This window comes from Mesorhizobium sp. WSM3864 (genome assembly GCF_002294955.1).
Lineage (GTDB): Bacteria > Pseudomonadota > Alphaproteobacteria > Rhizobiales > Rhizobiaceae > Mesorhizobium.
In genome coordinates this window covers 93,149-111,760 of record NZ_NSGD01000003.1, presented here as the reverse complement: position 1 = coordinate 111,760, position 18,612 = coordinate 93,149, and the positions used below count along the sequence as shown (strand labels likewise).

Below are 18,612 nucleotides of genomic sequence, written 5' to 3'. Positions count from 1 at the left end.
TGATTGCTGCCGCTATCATTTGGATAGTAACAATCTCTTGTCTAGTATGCACCTTTCGGATATATAGATACCTCATGGATAGTGAAGACAGCGGTTCCTTTGGCTACGACGCATTCCGGCGCACATGCCCGTCGCATACGGTGCTCGAGATGCTGGCCAGCAAATGGGTCTATCTGACGGTTTGCGCGTTGCGGCGCGGCCGCCTGCGCAATGGCGAGCTCGCCCGCAAGCTGGAAGGCATCACGCCGAAAATGCTGACGCAGACGCTGCGCGTCCTGGAGCGCGACGGGCTCGTCCGGCGCGAGGTCTATCCGGTCATACCGCCGAGGGTCGAGTATGAATTGACGGAACTCGGCCAGAACCTTGCGGGACTGCTCAGCCAAATCAGGTCCTGGGCGGAAGAGCATGCGCCCGACATCAAGGATGCCCGTGCGCGGGCGTCGGCGGACCATCAGGATGATGAGACGGCGATGCTGCCCTAGGCCGGAGGCTGGGCTTTTTCGGCTCGGGATTCGACACGGCGATGCCGGCAGTCCTCCGAGGCATCAATTGCGTTCGGCGGTCAGCCGATCATGGCGCTGCGGCCGCCCACTTCCGTGTCGCGGATCTTGCTGTCGCGCGATTCCAGCATCTCCGCCTTGGAAAGCTCCGCTTCAGCTTCGCCGAGTAATGATTCGGCCATGGTTCGCTGCTGGGCAAGATCGTTCTGCGAGTTCCTGAGGTTGTCGCGGCGCAGGCGTGCCGCCTTGGCGAAGGTCGGATAGGCAAAATGATTGATGTCGGTGATGCCGGCTTTTTTCTCTTCGGCGACGATTTGCGCCTCCAACTCGACGGCCATGCGTTCGAATTCGGCGATCATCATGTCCAGCTGCAACAGCTGGCGCCGCTTCTCATTCACCTGAAACTGCTTCAGCCGAACGAGGTTTTCACGTGACTTCATGACTCGGTACTCCGCAAAACGCACACCTGCATATCGTCCCATCGACCTCGAAAGGCCTACGCGTCGCCCGTTTCCACCGGCTTTCCCCGCTCTATGGGAAACAAAGCCCTAAAGATTTTTGCCGGCGGTAACCATTCGTTTACGGGCATTGTTAATCATACGGGCGAGGACTTAAGGCCGGGTAAAAATTCCGGACAGCGGCAGGAAGCGCGGCCTGCGAGTCTCTGGAGTCACTTAGGCTTGCTTATTAATGTGGTACATGAGCGATTTGGGTCTACGATTCGTTATTAGATTCAAGTGGGTGTAGAAAGGGGTTAAAAAATCTGATATCGTGACCGACACGAAATTAGGATTTGTTAACCAGTCGGTGGCACCTTCTGTTCAGGCAATCACTGCTCCGGGTTCGGGACGGGTCGTGACGCGACCCGGCGGCAGAAAAGGGGAATGAAATGCGTGTTCTGCTGATTGAAGACGACAGTGCAACCGCACAGAGCATCGAGTTGATGCTGAAATCGGAAAGCTTCAACGTCTATACGACCGACCTCGGCGAAGAAGGGGTCGATCTCGGCAAGCTTTACGATTACGACATCATACTCCTCGATCTTAACCTTCCCGACATGTCGGGCTACGAGGTGCTCCGCACACTTCGCCTCTCCAAGGTCAAGACGCCGATCCTGATCCTCTCCGGCATGGCCGGCATCGAGGATAAGGTGCGCGGCCTCGGCTTCGGCGCCGACGACTATATGACCAAGCCTTTCCACAAGGACGAGCTGGTGGCGCGCATCCACGCCATCGTGCGCCGCTCCAAGGGCCACGCCCAGTCGGTCATCACCACCGGCGACCTGGTGGTCAATCTCGACGCCAAGACGGTCGAGGTGGGCGGCCAGCGCGTGCACCTGACCGGCAAGGAATATCAGATGCTTGAGCTGCTCTCGCTGCGCAAGGGCACGACCCTTACCAAGGAAATGTTCCTCAACCACCTCTATGGCGGCATGGACGAGCCGGAACTGAAGATCATCGACGTCTTCATCTGCAAGCTGCGCAAGAAGCTCGACGCAGCGTCCGGCGGCCAGAATTACATCGAGACGGTGTGGGGCCGCGGCTATGTGCTGCGTGAGCCGGAAGACATCCGCGTCAGCGCCTGATCCTCTGCCAATTCACACAAAACCCGGCTCAGGCCGGGTTTTTGTTTGGGGTGTCGAAAAGCTCAGGCCGCGATTTTCAGGAAGCGGAAGCTCTCGAGCAACTGCGCGCGGTTGAAGGGCTTCAGCAGGTAACCCTGGGCGCCGGCACGTTTCGCCCGCATGATCGAGCCGACATCGACTTCGACGAGCGAGACCAGGATCTGCGGCTTGACGGGGTTTTCGATGGCACGGATGCGGCGAATGAGGTCGACCGCCTGCATATCCGGCAGGCCGCCGTCGACAACAATGACATCGGGCATGTCGCCGGAGCAGATCTCGATCGCATCAAGCCCGCTGGCCGCCTCGAAGACCACGATGTCCGAGCCGCCAAGGATACGCTTCGCGACCTTCCTGATGACACTCGAGTCGTCCACGAACAGGCAGCGTTTCATTTCCGGGTCCTCTTTGCCAACTGCCGAACCGGCAATCCGGTAACCGTGAGGCACCCTAGAACAATCTGGTAAAGAAGCCGAAAAGCGGTTAGGTAAAGTTTTTCCAAAGAACCGCTTTGCGCGATTTTGGCCTGCGATGCACTACAGTGCCAGGCGGCAGGCAATGCTTCGATCGCACTGCCAGCTGCAAGATCAGTGACAATGGATACTTGACCTGTTCTTGGCTGTAGCCTCAGGCTGCCGACAACACGATCTCATCGGCCGTTGCATGGATCGAGATCGTCATGTTCGCCTCGCGCGCCAGAAGCAGCGTGTAATAAGGCTGGACCGAGTGGGCGTCGATCAGCTCCTCGGGCTTGTGGCCCGAATGCAGCTCGAGGAATTTCGGCGGCACCCGCAGCATGGGGCCGCTCGCCGACAGCGAGAAACGCGGTTCGGTCTCGAGGTTCTCCAACGTGACAACCAGCCTGCCGCCACGCGGTATGGCGGCATTGGCGACAAGAATGAGATTGAGCAGAAGCTTGACCTTGTTCTTGGGCAGCAGCGCGCGGGCGCCGTTCCAGACAAGTTCCGGCTTCTCGTTCTTCAGGAAGGCAATGGCCACGGCCTCGGCGTCGCCGGTATCGATCATCATGCCGGCGGAGCCCGCGGCGCCGAAGGCGATGCGGGCAAACTGCAGCCGCGCCGAGGCGTTCCTGGCGCTCTGGCGAATCAGCTTCATGGCGTCTTCGTCGGCGCCGCCTTCATCGAGCAGTTCGAGGCCGTTGTTTATGGCGCCGACCGGCGAAATGATGTCGTGGCATACGCGGCTGCACAAAAGCGCAGCCAGATCGGGGGCGGAGAGGGTGAAGAGCTCGGCCATCGGAGAAATCCCTGCTGGTTCACATGTCATGGCCGAACGTTGTCGCGCCCGCTACGCGAATCACGCTCTTTTCCAAGGCCTTCTGAATACACAGCGCCCGTCCATGCATCAACAAATCCACAGCTGCGGACAGCGAAAATGGTGCGTGATGCCGCGAAATTGAGGCTGATAGAGATCGTGTCAGGCTCTTCAGCCCTCGAACCGCCATCTTCCTGCGCCAGCTTAATGGTTGAAAAAGGATTACGGCATAGTTTGCCCGTAACAGTCATCTCGAAACGGCCGCCAAGAGCCGTAGGGATACGAGGCGTCGGCGAAAGTGCTCCCTGACGGAGATTGGAAGCATGTTTTCCCGATTCTTTGACCGGATGTTCGTCCGCGTCCTCACCATGACGATCGCCCTCTCGGGTGCTCTCATCCTCTCAACCTCGGCGTCGCGGGCCCAGGAATACACCGCGCAAGAGATTGTCGATTCCGGCCACAAGTTCTTCGGCGCGACGTCGGGAGGCCTCGCCACCGTGGTCGAAAAGGTGTTCGCGTCCTACGGCCTGCCAAACGGTTATCTGCTCGGCGAGGAGGGTTCCGGCGCGCTGATCGGCGGCCTGACCTATGGCGAGGGCACGCTGTACACCAAGAACGCCGGCGACCATAAGGTGTTCTGGCAAGGCCCATCGCTCGGCTGGGATTTCGGCGGCGAAGGCTCGCGCGTGATGATGCTGGTCTACAATCTCGACGATATCAGCAGCCTCTACAACCGCTTCGGCGGCGTCGCCGGATCGGCTTATGTCGTGGCGGGCGTCGGCTTCAACGTGCTGCAGAGCAACAGAGTGCTGCTCGTTCCGATCCGCACCGGGGTCGGTGCCCGGCTCGGCGTCAATCTCGGCTATCTGAAGCTGACCGAGCGGGCGACGTGGAATCCGTTCTGACCGGACAGGATTGCCACAGCCGCTCGGATAAGACTGATCGTGCCGCGGCGTGCTCTTGCCGCGGCGCTGGATTTCCGCCATGCCAAGGTGGCACAGTCGGCATGGCGGGTTGCCGCCTCGCATACGGATAGTCCACCTTGGTCCAGTCGATCCTGTTCTTCGCACTCGGCTTCCTCTGCGCGGCCTTTCTGGTGTCGCTGGTCGCGCCGGCCGTCTGGCGGCGGGCCGTCGTCCTGACACGCCGGCGCCTCGAGGCGTCGATGCCGCTGACGCCTGCCGAGATGCTGGCCGAGAAGGACCGGATCCGCGCCGAGTTCGCCATGAACACGCGCCGGCTCGAGATGAACATCAAAAGTCTGAAGGAAAAGGTGGCCGAGCAATTGGTCGAGATCGGCCGCGCCCAGGAGGCCCTGAAGGGACTGGCGGTCGAGAAGAAGGACAAGACACAGGCGCTTTCCGATCTGCAGGCCAAGAACGCGGAGCTCAGGCTGCGCGAGGAAGAGCTACACAAGCTGACGGAAAAGCTGGCGCAGGCGGAACGCTCGCTGGAGAAGCGCGCGCTGGAGCTGCAAAAGCTGGAGCAGATGTATGACGAAGCCAGCTTTTCTTCCTCAAACCGCCAGATCGAGCTCGTGGCCCGCGAATCGGAACTGGACAAGCTCGCCAATGACATTGCGGTGCTGCGCAGCCAGCGCAAGGAAGCGGACCGGCGCAATCAGGACCTGGCAGCGGAAAGCAAAGCCGCCAGGGACGCGCTCAAGGCGGAGAAGAAGCGGACAGCCGAGCTGGACAAGAAGGTCGAACGGCTGCTTGCAACCCTTGCCGACCGCGAGGAAAAGCTGGACAGGCGCGAGAAGGAGCTTGCGCGGATGCGCGAACGTCCAAGCAAAGATCATGCGGTAAATGGAGGAACGCACAAGGCCGACGAAGTCCAAGGGATCGACAATGCCATCGCCAAGCTCGAAGGCGATCGCGAGCGGCTGGAGGCGCGGCTGACGGCGCTTGCGCGGGAGAACAAGCGGCTCAAGACCGATCTTGCCGCGCTCGAAACGGCACAGCCCGAACAGGCAGCCGAGGCACCGCGCGCCGGTGCGGCGCTTCGCGAACAAATGAACGAACTGGCCGCCGAGGTCGTCAACCTGACGATGAGGCTGGAAGGGCCGGATTCTCCGATCGCCAAGGCCTTGGCGACCCCTCGCGACGAGCGGCAAGATATTGGCGAGCGCGGCATCAGCCTCGCGGACCGTGTCAGGGCCTTGCAGAAGGCCAACGCAAGCAACTGATCCGAATGCCGTGGCGAGCGGAGCGTCTTGGTCGCTGCGCCGCTATCGTTTCGAGAAGTGATGCAGGGCAATGGCCGATGCGGCTGCAACGTTCAGGCTGTCGAATCCCTCCGCCATGCCGATCCGTACGGTCCGCAGGCGACTGAGCAGGGCTTCGGGCAGGCCTTCGCCTTCCGTCCCGAGATAGAGGGCCAGCCGAGACGTTCTTTCCGCAGCACGGATGTCCGTTTCGCCGCGCGGCGAGAGCGCGAACTGGCCGAAGCCCATCCGGTCAAGCGTTGCGGTCAAGCTCATCGCATTGTCGAAGGAGCCGAAGGGCACCTTCAGCGCCGCGCCGACCGAAACGCGGATCGCCTTGCGGTAAAGCGGATCACAGCAGGTGGGATCGAGAAGCACGGCGTCCGCGGCGAAGGCCGCGGCGTTGCGGAAGATCGAGCCCATATTGTCGTGATTGGATATGCCGACCAGAACCACGACCAACGCGCTTGCCGGCAAGGTTTCGAGCAGCACCTCGGCCGGTTGAGGAGAGCCCCGAACGCCAATCGCCAATACGCCGCGATGCATGTGGAAGCCGGCGATCCGGTCCATGACGTCGCCGTTGACGACATAGATCGGGAAGTCGGCTGGCGCCTTGCGCAAGACACCTGCAAGGCCTGCCCGCCTGTTCTCCAGAATGAGGGCCGATTCCGCCGCGAAGCGTCCGGCCGACAGCAGAAGATCCAGCACGACCTTGCCTTCGGCGACGAAGCGCCCATGTCGTCCGACGAGATCGCGCTCGCGGATATCGAGATAGGCGGCGACACGCGGATCCTGCGGGTCGTCGACAGGGATGAGGTTCATAGAAATCTCGCCGGCGAACGGTCGTCAGCAAGGTAAGGGGCTTTGCAGAGCCCGGGTCAAGTCCCGGCGCGGCGCATCCTGTAGGCCATCTGAGACAGGACGCCGTCGCCGAAAATGCCTTCCAGCGTGCGAAGCAGCTCGCGCACCGCGTCGGAGTTGCAGGAATAATAGATCATCTGGCGATCGCGACGCGTCTCGACGATATCAAGCGCTCTCAGCTTGGCCAAATGCTGCGACAGAGCGGACTGGCTCAACTGGACTTTCTCGGCGATGGCGCCGACGGACATTTCGCCCTCGATCAGATAGCTGACGATCAGCAGCCGCTTTTCATTGCCCATGAGCGTCAGAAACGCGGCAGCCGATTCGGCGTTGGCGACTAGCTTGCTTGAGATCATGGATCCCCCATGTTTTCTGGCTCATCCAGCTGCCATGGGGGCAATGGCGGCTGATTTCCACGATATTCAGGTCAGGGAGCGCCGCTGAATCGGCGCTGCAACAAAAGGTAGATCATTTTACCTAAATCTCAAGAGTTGCTTTCGATCCGGGACGATTAACTTTCGCTACTGTGCCCGGCCTGCGGCGCGCCCTGCCTTTGCCATCTCGACCAGCACGGACCGCAACTCGCCGGCAGTGCCGAGAGGCCGAGGGAAGAAGACCCTGCAGCTGGCATCCGGAGAAGCCAGATCCATGCCGTCCGCATCGAAACCCGTAGCGATCCAGCCATCGCCTTCGGCCCGGCCGAAATGGCGCGCATAAATGCAAAGCGCATCGCGATGGTCGGCATTCATGTGGTCCAGGGCCGACTGTTCGCTGGCCGCCAGCTCCTCGACGATCGGGCCGCCGGCGATCAGGTCGGCGCGATCCAGAAGATAGGCTTTGCCGAAGCCGCCATTGAGACTGGCGCGTTCAGGCTCGAGCCGGAATATCGAGAAGTCGCCGAGCCCGGCATAGAGTTTCGCCTTCGGATTGCGGTTGAGATAGCGCCGTTCGGCGCGGGCGTGACCCGCCGATCCGCGCTCCAACCGCAGCGCCTGGCATACAAGCGAGATGCGGGGATGCGCGAGCGGATCGCCCTTGCCGGGTTCGCCGACGAGCAGCGAGCAGCGCGGGTCGGCGAGAAGCGCGCCGGTATGCGCCGACAGCATCGAGACCAGGATCAGCGGCGCGCCGTCGATGTCGGTCGCCACGCCGACCCGGCTTGCCAGCGGCGCCCCGGTGCCGGGCTCGATCGCAGCAAGCGCGCCGAAGCGGGCCGAGCGGACCAGAGTCTTCGCCAGCCTGACGGCCTCGGTGTCGGTCTCGCGGATGACATCCTTCCTGGTCTCGGTCACAGCGCTCACCGCGATAAGTTGATTTCTACTCTCCGGCTATCGGCCAAACAGGCCGGACCTGACAAGGGCTTCAATTTCAGCGTCGTCGATGCCGAAGCGTGCCAGCACAGCCGAATGCGGGCGGTCGGCGACCGTGGGCGCCGCGGCGAGCGGCGACGCGGCGTTGGAGAAGCGCGGCGCCGGCGTCGGACGTTCGAGCTCGCCCGATCTTGCAAAATTTCGCCGGGCGCGGCTCTGCGGATGATCCCTGGCTTCGGTCAGCGACAGGACCGGAGCGACGCACGCGTCGGTCGGTCCAAACACCTCGGCCCACTCGTCGCGTGTCTTCGCTCTGATTCTCGCGGCAATGGCAGCGCGCATGTCGGGCCACGATGTCCTGTCATATTGACCGCCGACAAAACGCCGGTCGAGCGGCAACAATCGGGCGAACTCGGCAAAGAATTGCGGTTCGAGGCAGCCGATGGCGACATGCCGTCCGTCCGCCGCCTCGTAAACGTCGTAGAAGGGGGCCCCGGAATCGAGCAGGTTCTCACCGCGTCGCTCGCTCCAGAGGCCGGCCGCCATGAAGGCATGGATCGGAGCCGCGAGCATCGATGCACCCTCGACCATGGCGGCATCGATCACCTGACCTTTGCCGGTGCGCGAGCGCTGGAACAGGGCCGCCAGCACGCCGGCGATCAGCATCATGGCGCCGCCGCCCTGGTCGGCGACAAGGTTCAGCGGCGGCACGGGCGGCGCTCCCTGCCGGCCGACGGCATGCAGCAGGCCGGCATAGGCGAGGTAGGTGATGTCATGACCGGCGCGGCGCGATAGCGGCCCGTCCTGGCCGAAACCCGTGAGGCGGCCGTAGATCAGCGCAGGATTGCCTTCCAGCACGACATCAGGCCCGAGGCCCAGCCGCTCCATGACGCCTGGGCGAAAACCTTCGATGAGAACGTCGGCCTTTTCCGCAAGGCGCAGCAGAAGCTCCGCGCCGTCCGGCCGCTTCAGGTCGAGCCTGAGGATGGAGCGGCCGTGGCGGTCGAGGTCGTGGGCCTCGGGCAAGGACAGAAGCGGCTCTTTGGCGTCCGCCCGCTCGATGCGCAGGACGTCTGCGCCCATCTCCGATAGCATCAAGGCGGCGAGCGGCACCGGGCCGAGGCCCGCCATCTCGATCAGCCTGAGGCCAGCCAACGGCCCTGTCTTGTCGGCGGCTGTCGGCTGCGTGCTCATTCGCTTTTATTTGGGCGCCATGCGGATCGCGCCGTCGAGGCGGATGGTCTCGCCGTTCAGCATCTGGTTCTCGATGATGTGGAGCGCGAGTGCTGCATATTCCGAGGGCTCGCCGAGGCGAGGCGGGAAGGGCACCGAAGCGCCGAGCGAATCCTGCACCTCTTGCGGCATGCCGGCCATCATCGGGGTCTTGAAGATCCCTGGGGCGATGGTGCAGACGCGAATGCCTGAGCGCGCCAGGTCGCGCGCCACCGGCAATGTCATGCCGACGACGCCGCCCTTGGACGCCGAATAGGCAGCCTGGCCGATCTGGCCGTCATAGGCGGCGACCGACGCCGTGTTGACGATGACGCCGCGTTCGCCGCCGGCGAGCGGGTCGAGTTTCGCCGCCCGGTCGGCGACCAGGCGGATCATGTTGAAGGTGCCGATCAGGTTGATCTCGATCACCTTGCGGTATTGATCCAGCGGGTGCGGGCCATCCTTGCCGACCGTCTTCACTCCAATGGCAATGCCGGCGCAATTGACCAGGATGCGCGGTTCGCCGAGCTTTGCCGCCACTTCGGCGATCGCCGCGATGCCGCTGTCTGCGCTGCTGACATCGCATTGAACCGCGATGCCGCCGATATCGGCGGCAACCTTGGCCGCGCGATCGATACCGATATCGAGTATCGCTATCTTGGCGCCCTTGGTGGCAAGGGCGCGCGCCGTCGCTTCGCCAAGGCCGGAGCCACCGCCAGTGACGATCGCGATCTGGCCGTTCGGGGTCATGGTGGCGTCCTCCCAGAATTTCGGATCATGCTACGAAGCGCGCTGCTGCGGCGCAACCTGAATGACCGGATCGATCGAGGACTGCGGATTGGCCGAGGCGCGGACCGCGACCTGGGCCAGGTCGGCAACCCGCGCCGTATCCGCATGACAGACCTCACCGACGAACCGGGCCACCGCGCCAGGCCTGATTTCGTGATGGAGCAGCCGGTCGAGATCGACCGGACGCGGCATGGTGATCTGCCCACGCGGGAAGCGCTTGAAGCCGAGCGGCCCGTAGTAGGGCTCGTCACCGACCAGCATGACGGCCGGCACGCCGGCCTTCGCGGCGGCTTCGAGCGCGATCGCGACCAGCCTGCGGCCTATACCGAGATTCTTGAAGGCGGGCCGGACGGCAAGCGGGCCGAGCATCATGGCGCGTCCGGCGCCTGCCGCCACGCGCGTCATGCGCACCGAGGCGATCACCGTCTCGTCCTCGACGGCGACAAAGGACATCGAGCGGTCGTGCCCGCCGGCCTCGCGGATCTTATAGGCGGCCAGCACGAAACGGCCCGGCCCGAAGGCCTCGTCGTTGATGGCTTCGATTTCAGGATCGTGCGCCGGGGTCTCCGGCAGATATTTCACGTCGGCAAGGCTCATGGTCTTTGCGTTCCGGTATGCGAGGAAAGGTTTGCTGCAAGCGGCAGCGTTCGCCAGTCAGCGCTTCATCAAGCGCGGGCGTCCTTTCGTCGTCGGTCGAACCGGATCGTGGCAAAGTCAAACATGGGCGCTTCCGCTAGCATCAATTGTTCCCGGCTGCAATCGGCGCTTTTCACCTTTCTTTTCGCCGTTTGACGAACTGTTCAGCGCCTGGGGGCTTCGACATTTCGGGTAAGCGCCTAGATGTCTGTTGGAACCGCAGGGAGATTAAGGCAAATGGCAGGACCGCTCGACCGTTGCCGACAGCAGCGGCAGGTTCGTGCGTGCCGAAGCGCAATGGCGCGACTGGGTGACGCGCGACGGTGCGCCGGCGCAAGGGCGCAAACGCGGTTTCAAGGGGGAGCCCAGGCGCTATCACCTTTACGTCTCGCTCGCCTGCCCCTGGGCGCACCGGACCTTGATCTTCCGCGTCTTGAAGAAGCTGGAAGACATCATCTCCGTCTCCGTGGTGCACCATTTCATGGGCGAGAACGGCTGGACCTTCACAGCCGAGGACGGCGCAACCGGCGACACGCTCTACGGCCTCGACTTCCTGCACCAGATCTATGCCAAGGCCGATCGCGGCTATTCGGGCCGCGCGTCCGTACCGGTGCTGTGGGACAAAAGACAGGAAACCATCGTCAGCAACGAGTCGTCAGAAATCATCCGCATGCTCAATTCCGGCTTCGACGAATGGGGTGATGCGAGCCTGGACTTCTATCCGCCGGCGTTGCGTTCCGAGATCGACAGGATCAATGCGCCGGTCTATCCGGCGATCAACAACGGCGTCTATCGCGCCGGCTTCGCCACCTCGCAGGAAGCCTATGAGGAAGCGTTCGGCGAGCTCTTCGCAGCACTCGACACGTTGGAAGAGCGGCTGTCAAAGCAGCGCTATCTTGTCGGCGAGCGGATCACCGAAGCTGACTGGCGTCTATTCACCACGCTGGTGCGCTTCGATCCGGTCTATGTCGGCCACTTCAAATGCAATCTGCGCCGGATCGCCGACTATCCGAACCTGTCGAACTATCTGCGCGACCTCTACCAGGTGCCCGGCGTGTCAGGCACGGTCAGCCTGCATCACATCAAGTCGCACTACTACGGCAGTCACAAATCGATCAATCCGACGGGGATAATCCCGGCGGGACCTGAACTCGACTATGCCGCACCACATGATCGCGGCCGGTTCAGGAAGGCAGCATGAGTTACCAGTAGACCGAGACCTGCTCGCCGCCGAAAATTTCGGCAATCCGACGTCGCGTCGCCGGCGTCGCATCTGCCGGCAAACGGTCGAGCGGAAAGAACGCCGCCTCGGCGATCTCATGGTCCGCCGATTTCGGCGCCGTCTGGTTGAAGGCTTCGACCAGATATAGGCCGACGTGGTCGCGTGTGCTGGCGCGACGGTTGAAGTGCATCGATCTCAGCACCGGCGGAGCCGTCAACGCGATGTTGCCCTCCTCGGCGAGCTCGCGCGCCAGCGCCTCGACAAGCGTCTCGCCGACCTCGACGCCGCCGCCAGGCAACTGCCAGCCCGGAACATAGGTGTGGCGGATGAGGAAGATGGAGTTGGATGCGCGGTCGTAGATCAAGCCGCGCACGCCAAGCGTCATCGGGCGCCGCAGCAGGAAATAGAGATGGAACAGCCTTGCCCGCAGTCCCGCCCAGCCGGTCTGGCGGAACGCCTGTTCCGGATCGGCGCCAGTCATCCACGAAACCGCGAGCGGACAGGAAACGTTGAGTAGAAAGCCCGGACCGGGTCGCTTAAGAAGGGGCTATGCTCAGGCTTGCACATATTTCCGATGTCCATCTGGGGCCGCTGCCCGATGTAACCTATCGCGATCTCGCGTCCAAGCGCGTGCTGGGTTACGTCAACTGGCAACGCAACCGCCGCCGTCATATGCACGATGCGGTGATCGACACGATTGTCGGCGATATCAAAGCCAACGCCCCCGACCACCTCGCGGTCACCGGCGATCTCGTCAACCTGGCGCTCGATGGCGAGATCGAGATGGCGAAACATTGGCTGGAGACGCTGGGCTCTGCGAATGACGTATCCGTGGTGCCGGGCAATCACGATGCCTATGTGCCGGGCGCCTTCGACAAGGTCTGCCGGTCATGGGCGCCGTGGATGACGGGCGACGGCATCAACAGCCCAATCGACCGCAATTCCTTTCCCTATTTGCGGGTTCGCGGTGATGTCGCTCTGATCGGCGTCACGACGGCGCGGGCCACGGCGCCCTTCATGGCCAACGGCTTCTTCATGGAGGGCCAGGCGGAGCGGCTCGGCAACATCCTCGACGCGACGGCCAGACAGGGGCTGTTTCGCGCCATCATGATCCATCATCCGCCGGTGCGTGGCGCGGTCTCGCAGCATAAGCGGCTGTTCGGTATCGCGCGCTTCCACAAAGTCATTCGCCGGTATGGCGCCGAGCTTGTGCTGCACGGCCACTCGCACTTGCCTTCGCTGTTCACCATCGGTCCGCGCGGCGTCAAGGTGCCGGTGGTCGGCGTGGCCGCCGCCGGCCAGGCGCCGGGCGGCGATCATCCCGCCGCTCAGTACAATCTGTTCGAGATCGGCGGAAAAAAAGGTGGTTGGACCATCCGCCTGACACGGCGCGGCCTGACCGGTCCGGCACTGCCGCCGTCGGACATTCAGGTGATCGAGCTCGGTGCCGATATGCCGGTGGTGCGCGAGCCCGTCGTCAGAAGCTGATCTTCATCTGGGCGATGCGGTCCCAGAACAGCACCAGCGATACCGCCAGGCCGACCAGGGCGCCGGCGGCGATCAAGCCAAGGCCGGCAAAGAAGGTCGTCCAGCCGTTGCGGCGCGTTGCAGCCTGCAAGGGCGGCTCGGCTTCCCGGACCTCGGCTCGATGCAGGCCAGTCACCGCGCTCTCGACCGCGCCTTCCATCATCCGCTGCCGCTCGACGACACGCTCGGCCACGTATCGCGTAACGGCATCGGCGACGGGCTTCATGTCGGTCGATTCGGCCAGCACCACGCGGCCGATGCGCGTGTCCTTAAGGAAGCGGAAGGTGCGGCGATCCCGCCCCATGGCGACATGGCTCACGGCATCGACCCACAGCCGCGGCTGCAGGCCGGAGGAGACGGCGAAGTCGAAATTGTCGATATCCGCCGGCACGTCGGCGAAAACGGGGGCGAGCTCCGCGGCCAGCAACTCGAGCCGCATGCGGTGCGCCTCGCGCATGTCGACCACCACATCATCGCGGTCGGCGAAGGCGTTCTTGACGTCGCGGATCGCGTCCGCGAGCTTTCGCGATGGCTCGATCGGGGTGATTTTGTCGCCTGCATCCTTCATGGCGCTGCCTCGCTGTTGGTAAACAGCGAGTTAACACAGTCGCCGGCAAAATGCACTGCGAGATGGGCTCAGCTTGCGGCTGCGCTGAACACCGGTCTCTGGATTCTGCTGCGGCGACGCGTGTTGCGGCGCACGGCCTCTGCAATCAGGTCAGGCGCCTCCTCGACCAGCATGTGGCCCGCCTCCAGCACGTGGTGCAGGTGGAAATGCGGCGGCAAGTCCTCGGCCTGGGCGACGGGCAGGACGGGATCGTCCGTTCCCCAAAGCACCATCACCGGCATGCTCAGGGTTTCCAGCCGTTCGCTCGGGATGATACCTTGTCGGTCTTCCCTGGTGATCACGGCTGCAGCACCGACGAGGGTCCGCAACTGGCCCGGCCGTTTGCGCATGCCGCACAGCGCCTCCACCACGTGTTCAGGAGGAGAACTTTGCGGCCCCGACATGGCGGCAAGACAGGCGCGGATCTCATCTCGATCGGCCGCGGCCGCATAGCGCCGCAGCAGCGGACCGTTGATCTCAGGGCCGAAGCCGCCGGGCGCCAGCAAGGTCAGCGAGGCCACCCTTTCGGGATCGGCAGATGCCATCAATGTCGCGATCGCGCCGCCCATGGAATGGCCGACGACGTGAACTTTGCCCAGGCGGCGCTTGCCCAGATCGGCCAGGATGACGCCGGCGGTCTGCTTGACGCCTGCCGCCTGGCACTCCAGAGAGTTTCCGTGGCCCGGCAGATCGTAGGCCAATGTCCTCACATCGGGCGTCAATCCCGCAATCACGTCGCGCCAGATCGAATGGCAAGCGCCGAAGCCGTGCAGGAAGACGATCGTCTTCGAGCCAGCACCGCTTTCGGCGACGTGAAGAGAGTTAAACATCAAGATTGTTGGTGTGAAGCAGTATGAGGGGCAATTCAAGATTGTGGCTGAATTGCTCCCTGAGCAGGTCGATAGCCAGTAAAATCTTCGCGAATTCGCCGTGCGCGCCTCAATCGAACGCGCAAGCAGGCCTAATTCTCGTTGAGTGTCGACGCCTGCGGTGCCGAGCAGATCCGGCGAGCGAATTCAACAGGCCCGCACGCGTCAGCGAATGCTCCACGTTCGCTCAGCTCGGATTGCCGATGCCCGCAGAGCGCAAGGATTGCACCAGCCGGTCGATGAGATCGGCGGGGTACTTCCTGTCAACAAAAGTCGCGCGCGGATTGGCGGCGAATTTCGGGAATTCGGCCGTGAGCTCGTTCGCCAATTCGTTTGCGAGCTTGTCGCGGCCTGAGATCTTGGCGCCGATCAGGCGTGCCGCCAGGTAATGCGATTTGGACGCGGTGGTCCGCAGCGACTCGCTGGCAATCGCTGCCCTCTGGGTGTCGCCTTGCATGAAGGCTCCGACAAACAGGCCATAGTCCCACCAGGTCGGATGACCGCCGAAGGCCTCGACGGCATGGCCCAGGATCGGCGTCCCTTCCTGGTATCTGCCAGCGAAGATCAGGCCATAGCCATAAGCGGCGGCCATGCCGAGATCGTAGGGGTTGAGCTCATAAGCCTTGCGCATCCAGCGGATCGCTTCGTCGGTGTTGCCGAGGCGCGAGTTGAGGTAGCCATAGGCGCGATGCGCGTGCGGGCTCATCGGTGCCATCTGAATGGCGCGGTGGGCAAACGACATGGCCTGCTCGACCGTTGCGCCGGGCGGATAGGCGTAGCGGTTGTTGACGGCTTCCAGTTGCAGGGAAGCTAGTTCCGAGTAGACGAGCGATGATTTGGTGCTTTCCCTGACCAGCTTCTCCAGACAGCGATACGCAGCTTCGTGCGCCTTGGCGCTCTGGTCGAGATAGTAGAGGTCGTCGAGCACCAGACATCCTATCTGGCTGGTCCGGATATCGCTCTGGTCGATATAGCTGTAGATCGCGCCCGAAGCGGGGACGGTAGAGGTCAGGAGATTGGCGATGTTGCTTTCGACCGCACCAGGCGTGCTTTCGGCCGGTGTCAGGTTGCGTGACAGGAGAACCCGTCCCGTCGCGACGCTCTGCAGCTCAATCATGACGTCGCCGGCGGCTGTCCCGGGGATAAGATCGAAAACGAAGCTGATCGGATCGGCGGAACGATTGCGCGTAGCGTCGGCGTCGCGTCCGATGAAGTCTATCGTATCGAAGCCGGCCAGACCGGCGCGCAGCGAGGAAGCAACACGGGCCGCCTCGGGTCCGTCGGCTTTGATGGCCAAGTAGATCAAAGGCAGGCCGTCGAACGTTTGGGAAGCGACGCTGCCGGTCGCGCCTGCCGTTTCGACTTCGACCGGCGCGGCCGCGTCGTCACCATGAAGAAAGGCGTTACCCTGGCGGACGACAAGGATACCCAGCATGGCGATGACCAGCACCATGGCGGCCCAGAAGAACCGCAACTGGCGCGTCAGCAATGACGCGGATTCGGTCGGTGCCGGGGTCGTCGTCAGCGGCACGGCGTCGACCGGAGCGGCGGCGGCCTCGGGCTTCTCGAAATGCTTGGATGGCCGGGCGATCGGGGCGGCATCCGCGGGTTCGGCGTCGGCTGGGAGCCGTATGGCGTTCAGCTCGTAGGAAGGCACATAGCCGCCGCGCGGAATGGCGATGCGCACCGGCTCGCCAATACCTTCGCTGGCGAAATATTGATCCAAAAGCTCGCGCAGCCGCCCCGCCTGGACCCTGACGACCGCGTCGGTCGATCCGTCGAAATCGCCGTCCTTGCCGAAGACATCCATGGCAATGGATACACCCTTCAGCCGGTCGGCTTCGCCTGCCTGCTCACGTTCGACGAGATAGCGTAACAGCCTGCGGGCCCGCTCGGATCGTCCGAACGTTTCGCTGGCAAGCAGTCGCTCCAATGTCTCGCGCACTGCGGGGGCGGCAGGCGTGGCAGGCTCCAAGTGTCGGACCTTTCAGAGTCGGCACAGGTTAGGGCGCGATAATATAGCGCGCGCTCCAGCGCACAAGGAACCTTCTGTTATGTGATCGCGTAAGCCACGGGAAATTTACCGGCCGGTTAACGAATTTGAACGCGGCTCGCGCCTGCCATGAAGCGTGGCACGTCCGATGAACGGGCCACGCTTTATCAATCGAACAATCAGGCGGGCTTGCGGCCCAGGATGCGGTTGGCGGCCGAGACCACGGCCTCCAGCGAGGCGGCGACGATGTTGGTGTTTATGCCTGCGCCGAACAGCTTGCCGCCCGGATATTCCATCTCGACATAGGAAATGGCCGAGGCGTTCGAGCCGCGCTGCAAGGAATGTTCGGAATAGTCGAGCACCGACATGTCGACGCCGATATGGCGCGAAAGCGCATCGACGAAGCCGTCGATCGGGCCGGTACCGGTGCCGGTGATGGTGACTTCCTTGCCGTTGTCGAGGATTTCGGCCTCGACCACGCGACGGCCCTTTACCGCGGTGTCCGGATAGGTGCGATGGTCGAGGAATTTCAGCCTGGCGCCGGGCTGGTCGACATAGGCTTCGAGGAAGCGCTCGTGGATGCGCTTGGCCGGCACTTCCTTGCCTTCGGCGTCGGTGATCGCCTGGATGTCCTGGCTGAACTCTATCTGCAGGTTGCGCGGCAGATTGAGGCCATAGTCGGCCTGCAGCACGTAGGCGATGCCGCCCTTGCCCGACTGCGAGTTGATGCGGATGATCGCCTCATAGGTGCGGCCAACATCGGCGGGGTCGATCGGCAGGTAGGGCACTTCCCACACCGGCGTGTTGGCTTTGCGCAGCGCCTTCATGCCCTTGTTGATGGCATCCTGGTGCGAACCGGAGAAAGCGGTGTAGACGAGCTCGCCGACATAGGGATGGCGTTCCGGGATCTTCAGCTGGTTCGAATATTCGTAGACGTCCTTCATCCGGTTGATGTCGGAGCAGTCCAGCTCGGGATCGACGCCTTGCGTGTACATGTTGAGCGCCAGCGTCACGATGTCGACATTGCCGGTCCGCTCGCCATTGCCGAACAGCGTGCCCTCGACGCGGTCGGCGCCGGCCATCAGGCCAAGCTCGGTGGTGGCGATGCCGGTGCCGCGGTCGTTGTGCGGATGCAGCGAGATGATCAGCTTGTCGCGGTTGTCGAGATTGCGGCACATCCACTCGATGCGGTCGGCGTAAACGTTGGGCGTCGACATCTCGACCGTCGACGGCAGGTTGACGATCAGCTTGTTGTCGGCCGTCGGCTTCACGATCTCGGTGACGGCGTTGCAGATCTCCAGCGCGACCTCGAGCTCGGTACCGGTGAAGCTCTCCGGCGAATATTCGAAACGGAAGCCGCCGCCGGCCTTGGCGGCCATGTCGGTGATCATCTTGGCGGCATCCGTGGCGATGCGCTTGATGCCGGCGACGTCCTTTTCGAAGACGACGCGGCGCTGCAGCTCGCTGGTCGAGTTGTAGAAATGCACGATCGGGCGGTGGGCGCCCTCGAGCGCCTCGAAGGTCCGCGTGATCAGCTCGGGCCGGCACTGCACCAGAACCTGCAGCGACACGTCCTTGGGTACGCCGCCCTCCTCGACGCACCAGCGGGCAAAGTCGAAGTCGGTCTGCGAGGCCGACGGGAAGCCGATCTCGATCTCCTTGAAGCCCATGTCGAGCAGCAGCGCGAACATGCGCGCCTTGCGCTCATGGCCCATCGGGTCGATCAGCGCCTGGTTGCCGTCGCGCAGGTCGACCGAGCACCAGATCGGCGCCTTGTCGATCACCTTGGACGGCCAGGTGCGATCGGCGAGGTTGACGGTCGGGTAGGGCTGATATTTGCGGGCGGCATCGGCCATGTGGCCGGGCGCTTGCACGCGCGTTTCGGCCTCGCCGGCGCGGATTGCTTCTCTTCTATTCATCGTCGTTTCTCCCGGCGGCTCGTGGGACCGCTTTCAGGCGGATCGGTGCCGAGCGGCGCCTTTAC

At 63.1% G+C, this 18,612-nt stretch carries 21 protein-coding genes; 6 read left to right on the top strand and 15 right to left on the bottom strand.

What is annotated here, in order from left to right; translation table 11 throughout:
- The first annotated feature begins 74 nt into the window (after positions 1 to 74).
- Positions 75 to 482: a helix-turn-helix domain-containing protein gene (locus tag CK215_RS08410; RefSeq protein ID WP_066994146.1), complete on the top strand. Its 408-nt coding sequence runs from the start codon at positions 75 to 77 to the stop codon at positions 480 to 482.
- An 80-nt stretch (positions 483 to 562) separates the two neighbouring features.
- Here the strand turns inward: CK215_RS08410 and CK215_RS08405 are convergent, their stop codons facing one another.
- Positions 563 to 940 (bottom strand): flagellar export protein FliJ, encoded by a 378-nt coding sequence (locus CK215_RS08405; protein WP_066994149.1) that lies wholly within the window; start codon positions 938 to 940, stop codon positions 563 to 565.
- Positions 941 to 1,389: 449 nt separating this feature from the next.
- Between CK215_RS08405 and ctrA the strand changes: the two genes are divergently transcribed.
- Entirely contained in the window at positions 1,390 to 2,085 is a 696-nt protein-coding gene (ctrA, locus tag CK215_RS08400; protein WP_006203583.1) for a cell cycle two-component system response regulator CtrA, read from the top strand.
- Between the two features lie 62 nt (positions 2,086 to 2,147).
- On the opposite strand, the gene CK215_RS08395 is transcribed toward ctrA, so the two are convergent.
- The 3 genes from CK215_RS08395 to CK215_RS30675 all read right to left on the bottom strand — a co-directional run bounded on the left by CK215_RS08395 (position 2,148) and on the right by CK215_RS30675 (position 3,647).
- On the bottom strand, positions 2,148 to 2,516 hold the full coding sequence (locus CK215_RS08395; protein ID WP_066994154.1) for a response regulator: 369 nt from the start codon (positions 2,514 to 2,516) through the stop codon (positions 2,148 to 2,150).
- Positions 2,517 to 2,748: 232 nt separating this feature from the next.
- The gene (locus CK215_RS08390) at positions 2,749 to 3,378 is read right to left on the bottom strand and encodes a histidine phosphotransferase family protein (protein WP_095830671.1); all 630 of its coding nucleotides are present in this window, start codon (positions 3,376 to 3,378) and stop codon (positions 2,749 to 2,751) included.
- Between the two features lie 26 nt (positions 3,379 to 3,404).
- Positions 3,405 to 3,647: a hypothetical protein gene (locus CK215_RS30675; protein ID WP_127847863.1), complete on the bottom strand. Its 243-nt coding sequence runs from the start codon at positions 3,645 to 3,647 to the stop codon at positions 3,405 to 3,407.
- A 117-nt stretch (positions 3,648 to 3,764) separates the two neighbouring features.
- Between CK215_RS30675 and CK215_RS08385 the strand changes: the two genes are divergently transcribed.
- The gene (locus tag CK215_RS08385) at positions 3,765 to 4,301 is read left to right on the top strand and encodes an EipA family protein (protein WP_245299591.1); all 537 of its coding nucleotides are present in this window, start codon (positions 3,765 to 3,767) and stop codon (positions 4,299 to 4,301) included.
- 137 nt (positions 4,302 to 4,438) lie between these two features.
- A complete protein-coding gene (locus tag CK215_RS08380; RefSeq protein WP_066994162.1) occupies positions 4,439 to 5,584 on the top strand; it encodes a hypothetical protein in 1,146 nt (381 codons plus the stop codon).
- 42 nt (positions 5,585 to 5,626) lie between these two features.
- Here CK215_RS08380 and CK215_RS08375 read toward each other — a convergent pair whose 3' ends face one another.
- The 6 genes from CK215_RS08375 to CK215_RS08350 form a co-directional block, all read right to left on the bottom strand.
- Complete coding sequence (locus CK215_RS08375) at positions 5,627 to 6,424, bottom strand: RNA methyltransferase (RefSeq protein WP_095830670.1); 798 nt, start codon at positions 6,422 to 6,424, stop codon at positions 5,627 to 5,629.
- 56 nt (positions 6,425 to 6,480) lie between these two features.
- Positions 6,481 to 6,819, bottom strand: coding sequence for a metalloregulator ArsR/SmtB family transcription factor (locus tag CK215_RS08370; RefSeq protein WP_095830669.1), 339 nt, complete (start codon positions 6,817 to 6,819; stop codon positions 6,481 to 6,483).
- A gap of 165 nt (positions 6,820 to 6,984) precedes the next feature.
- On the bottom strand, positions 6,985 to 7,755 hold the full coding sequence (locus CK215_RS08365; protein WP_095830847.1) for a HugZ family protein: 771 nt from the start codon (positions 7,753 to 7,755) through the stop codon (positions 6,985 to 6,987).
- Between the two features lie 36 nt (positions 7,756 to 7,791).
- Entirely contained in the window at positions 7,792 to 8,967 is a 1,176-nt protein-coding gene (locus CK215_RS08360; RefSeq protein WP_095830668.1) for a CaiB/BaiF CoA-transferase family protein, read from the bottom strand.
- Positions 8,968 to 8,973: 6 nt separating this feature from the next.
- Positions 8,974 to 9,735 (bottom strand): 3-hydroxyacyl-CoA dehydrogenase, encoded by a 762-nt coding sequence (locus CK215_RS08355; RefSeq protein ID WP_095830667.1) that lies wholly within the window; start codon positions 9,733 to 9,735, stop codon positions 8,974 to 8,976.
- A gap of 30 nt (positions 9,736 to 9,765) precedes the next feature.
- Entirely contained in the window at positions 9,766 to 10,371 is a 606-nt protein-coding gene (locus CK215_RS08350; protein ID WP_095830666.1) for an N-acetyltransferase, read from the bottom strand.
- Positions 10,372 to 10,690: 319 nt separating this feature from the next.
- Here CK215_RS08350 and CK215_RS08345 point away from each other — a divergent pair, with 319 nt between their 5' ends.
- The gene (locus CK215_RS08345) at positions 10,691 to 11,611 is read left to right on the top strand and encodes a glutathione S-transferase family protein (protein ID WP_095830665.1); all 921 of its coding nucleotides are present in this window, start codon (positions 10,691 to 10,693) and stop codon (positions 11,609 to 11,611) included.
- 1 nt (position 11,612) lies between these two features.
- Here CK215_RS08345 and CK215_RS08340 read toward each other — a convergent pair whose 3' ends face one another.
- A complete protein-coding gene (locus CK215_RS08340) occupies positions 11,613 to 12,113 on the bottom strand; it encodes an NUDIX domain-containing protein (RefSeq protein ID WP_095830664.1) in 501 nt (166 codons plus the stop codon).
- A 68-nt stretch (positions 12,114 to 12,181) separates the two neighbouring features.
- On the opposite strand from CK215_RS08340, the gene CK215_RS08335 reads away from it, so the two are divergent.
- Positions 12,182 to 13,120 (top strand): metallophosphoesterase, encoded by a 939-nt coding sequence (locus CK215_RS08335; protein ID WP_066994187.1) that lies wholly within the window; start codon positions 12,182 to 12,184, stop codon positions 13,118 to 13,120.
- Here CK215_RS08335 and CK215_RS08330 read toward each other — a convergent pair.
- The 4 genes from CK215_RS08330 to leuA all read right to left on the bottom strand — a co-directional run bounded on the left by CK215_RS08330 (position 13,110) and on the right by leuA (position 18,484).
- Entirely contained in the window at positions 13,110 to 13,727 is a 618-nt protein-coding gene (locus tag CK215_RS08330) for a hypothetical protein (RefSeq protein ID WP_095801707.1), read from the bottom strand. The two genes, CK215_RS08335 and CK215_RS08330, sit on opposite strands and share 11 nt — an antisense overlap.
- A 68-nt stretch (positions 13,728 to 13,795) precedes the next feature.
- The gene (locus tag CK215_RS08325; RefSeq protein ID WP_095830663.1) at positions 13,796 to 14,596 is read right to left on the bottom strand and encodes an alpha/beta fold hydrolase; all 801 of its coding nucleotides are present in this window, start codon (positions 14,594 to 14,596) and stop codon (positions 13,796 to 13,798) included.
- Between the two features lie 226 nt (positions 14,597 to 14,822).
- Positions 14,823 to 16,610, bottom strand: a complete 1,788-nt coding sequence (locus CK215_RS08320; protein WP_095830662.1) for a tetratricopeptide repeat protein — start codon at positions 16,608 to 16,610, stop codon at positions 14,823 to 14,825.
- A gap of 197 nt (positions 16,611 to 16,807) precedes the next feature.
- Entirely contained in the window at positions 16,808 to 18,484 is a 1,677-nt protein-coding gene (gene leuA / locus CK215_RS08315) for a 2-isopropylmalate synthase (protein WP_170950267.1), read from the bottom strand.
- Between the last annotated feature and the right edge of the window lie 128 nt (positions 18,485 to 18,612).